Below are 3,006 nucleotides of genomic sequence, written 5' to 3'. Positions count from 1 at the left end.
CCGATGGAGCGGCTGCGGATGTTCGATACGACGGGCGCGCTCGCGTCGCGGCTCGACGCGCTCACGCGGATCGCCGCGGCGCTCGACGGCCGCGTCGCGCTGACGCTCGACCCGACCGAGCGGCACGGGTTCGAATATCAGACCTGGCTCGGCTTCTCGCTGTTCGCGGATGGCAGCGCGCGCGAGGTCGGGCGTGGCGGCACCTATACCGTGGTGCATGAAAGCGGTGCCGAGGAAGCCGCGACGGGCTTCTCGCTGTTTGCCGACCCGCTGGTCGACCGGGTCGTCAGCGTTGATCGCCGTCGGCTGTTCCTGCCGCTGGGTACGCCGGCGGCCGACGGTGCGGCGATGCGGGCGCAGGGCTGGGTCACGGTCGCCGCGCTCGACGCGGGCGATACCCCCGAAGCGCAGGTCTGCACGCATCTTTGGGTGGCGGATGCGCCCCGCGCGCTGTAGGCGCTGCGGGTAATTCTCAGGAGATAGAGTTTGGCCAACGTAGCAGTCATCGGCGCGCAATGGGGCGACGAAGGCAAGGGCAAGATCGTCGACTGGCTCGCCGAGCGTGCCGACATGGTCGTGCGGTTCCAGGGCGGCCACAATGCCGGCCACACGCTCGTCGTCGGCGAGAATGTGTACAAGCTGTCGCTGCTGCCCTCGGGCATCGTCCGCGGCACGCCGTCGTTCATCGGCAACGGCGTCGTGCTCGATCCCTGGGCGCTCAAGGACGAGATTGCGCGGCTGGGCGCGCAGGGTGTCGTCGCGACGCCCGAGACGCTGCGCATCGCCGATACCTGCGCGCTGATCCTGCCGTTCCACCGCGATCTCGACGGTCTGCGCGAGGATGCGAGCGGCGCGGGCAAGATCGGCACGACGCGGCGCGGCATCGGCCCGGCCTATGAGGACAAGGTCGGTCGCCGTGCGATCCGGGTGTGCGATCTGGCGCATCTCGACGATCTGGGGCCGCAGCTCGACCGTCTGACCGCGCATCACGACGCGCTGCGCGCCGGGTTCGGCGAGCCGCCGATCGACCGTGCGGCGCTGATCGCCGAGCTGCGCGAGATTGCCGGCTTCGTGCTGCCGTTCGCCAAGCCCGTGTGGCGCGACCTGAACGCGGCGCGCTCGGCCGGCAAGCGGATCCTGTTCGAGGGCGCGCAGGGCGTGCTGCTCGACGTCGATCACGGCACCTATCCGTTCGTCACCTCGTCGAACACGATTGCGGGCGCTGCGGCGGGCGGTTCGGGCCTGGGGCCAAGCGCGGTCGGGTTCGTGCTCGGGATCGCCAAGGCGTACACGACGCGCGTCGGGTCGGGGCCGTTCCCGACCGAGCTCGAGAACGAGACCGGCGAGCGGCTCGGTGTGCGCGGGCATGAGTTCGGCACCGTCACCGGACGCAAGCGCCGCTGCGGCTGGTTCGACGCGGTGCTGGTGCGCCAGTCGGCGGCGGTCGGCGGCATCACCGGGATCGCACTGACCAAGATCGACGTGCTCGACGGGTTCGAGACGGTGTCGATCTGCACCGGCTATCGTCTGCGCGGCGAGACGCTTGATTACTTTCCGGCGCATGCCGCCGACCAGGCGCTCGTCGAGCCGATCTACGAGACGATGGAAGGCTGGCAGGAAACCACTGCCGGTGCGCGTAGCTGGGCCGACCTGCCGGCACAGGCGATCAAGTATATCCGGCGTATCGAGGAGCTGATCCGTTGCCCGGTGGCGCTGGTCTCGACCAGCCCGGAGCGGGCGGACACGATCCTGGTAAGGGATCCGTTCTCGGACTGAGGCAACAGGCGCTGACATGAAAAAGGCCGGGCGATTGCCCGGCCTTTTTTTTGGATCAGCCTGTGTGGCTCAGCGTGGCGGCGTGCCGCCCACGGTACCGCCGGTCGTTGCAGTCCCGCCCATGGTGCCGCCCATCGTGCCACCTGCGGCCGTGCCGCCCATCGTTCCACCCATGGTGCCCGGGCCGGTGCTGCCGGTCGACATCGAACCGGAGGTCGTGCCGGTCGTGGTGCCGGTGCCCGTCACCGTATCGGGACCCGTGGTCGTACCGGTCGTCGTACCCGTCGTGCCGCGCGTGCGGCTACGGGCGCGGGTACCGCGCTGCGTGCGGGTCTGGGTCGCGGAATCGGTGGCCGTGGTGCCCGACTGCGCCGTCGAACCCGTGGACATGCCGCCCATCGCGCCGCCGGTGGTGCCGCCACCCATGGTACCGCCCATGGTGCCACCAGTCGTGCCGCCGCCCATCGTACCGCCCATGGTGCCACCTGCGGTACCGCCGGTGGTCTGGGCCATGGCGGCGGCCGGAAGGATCAGGGCTGCCGCTGCGATCGAGGTCAGAATACGCATGTTTCTCTCCTATCGTGTTGGAGACACAGCGTTCCGGTTCGACTTATGTTCCCCCGTCAGCCGCATTGGCCGCGGTGGAGCAGCGCCTGATCGGCAAGGACAAGTGCGACCATCGCCTCGACCACGGGGACTCCGCGGATGCCGACGCAGGGGTCGTGGCGGCCCTTGGTGGCGATCGTCGCGGCCTCGCCGGACGGACTGATCGTCTCGACGGGGGTGAGGATCGAGCTGGTCGGCTTGAACGCGACGCGCAGGCGGATCGGCTGGCCGGTGGCGATCCCGCCGGCAATCCCGCCGGCATGGTTGGCCAGGAATTCGGGGCCTTCTGCGCCCGGTCGCATGGGGTCGGCATTGGCCTCGCCCGAGAGCGCGGCAGCAGCGAACCCGTCGCCGATCTCGATCCCCTTGACCGCGTTGATGCTCATGCAGGCCGAGGCGAGTTCGGCGTCGAGCTTGGCATAGAGCGGCGCGCCCCAGCCTGCGGGGACGCCGGTCGCCTCGCACGCGATCACCGCACCGAGCGACGATCCCGCCTTGCGCGCGGCGTCGACCAGCGCCTCCCAGCGCAGCGCAGCCGTGGCGTCGGGGCAGAAGAACGGGTTTTGGTCGATCTGTGCGTCGTCGAAGTTGGCAGGGTCGATCGCGTCGCCGCCAATCGCCTCG

4 protein-coding genes are annotated in these 3,006 nt (G+C 69.9%); 2 read left to right on the top strand and 2 right to left on the bottom strand.

The features are described 5' to 3' along the window. Both NI18_RS16805 and NI18_RS16800 read left to right on the top strand, forming a co-directional pair. Positions 1–456, top strand: a 456-nt coding sequence (locus NI18_RS16805) for an ATP phosphoribosyltransferase regulatory subunit (protein WP_037531635.1), incomplete at its 5' end; no start/stop codon positions are given. 30 nt (positions 457–486) lie between these two features. Beyond that, positions 487–1,776, top strand: coding sequence for an adenylosuccinate synthase (locus tag NI18_RS16800; RefSeq protein WP_031440105.1), 1,290 nt, complete (start codon positions 487–489; stop codon positions 1,774–1,776). 69 nt (positions 1,777–1,845) lie between these two features. Here NI18_RS16800 and NI18_RS16795 read toward each other — a convergent pair whose 3' ends face one another. Both NI18_RS16795 and NI18_RS16790 read right to left on the bottom strand, forming a co-directional pair. Then, positions 1,846–2,343, bottom strand: a complete 498-nt coding sequence (locus NI18_RS16795) for a hypothetical protein (protein ID WP_052380877.1) — start codon at positions 2,341–2,343, stop codon at positions 1,846–1,848. A 56-nt stretch (positions 2,344–2,399) separates the two neighbouring features. Beyond that, positions 2,400–3,006, bottom strand: a 607-nt coding sequence (locus NI18_RS16790) for a chorismate synthase (RefSeq protein WP_037531631.1), incomplete at its 5' end; no start/stop codon positions are given.

It is taken from the genome of Sphingomonas sp. Ant20, assembly GCF_000783375.1.
Taxonomy (GTDB): domain Bacteria; phylum Pseudomonadota; class Alphaproteobacteria; order Sphingomonadales; family Sphingomonadaceae; genus Sphingomonas; species Sphingomonas aerolata.
The sequence above is the reverse complement of the archived record's forward strand: the minus strand, read 5'-3'. Positions and strand labels throughout refer to the sequence as shown.

Excerpts from the sequence above, each read along its gene's own strand:
- NI18_RS16795 (WP_052380877.1), bottom strand. The coding sequence starts at position 2,343 with ATGCGTATTCTGACCTCGATCGCAGCGGCAGCCCTGATCCTTCCGGCC.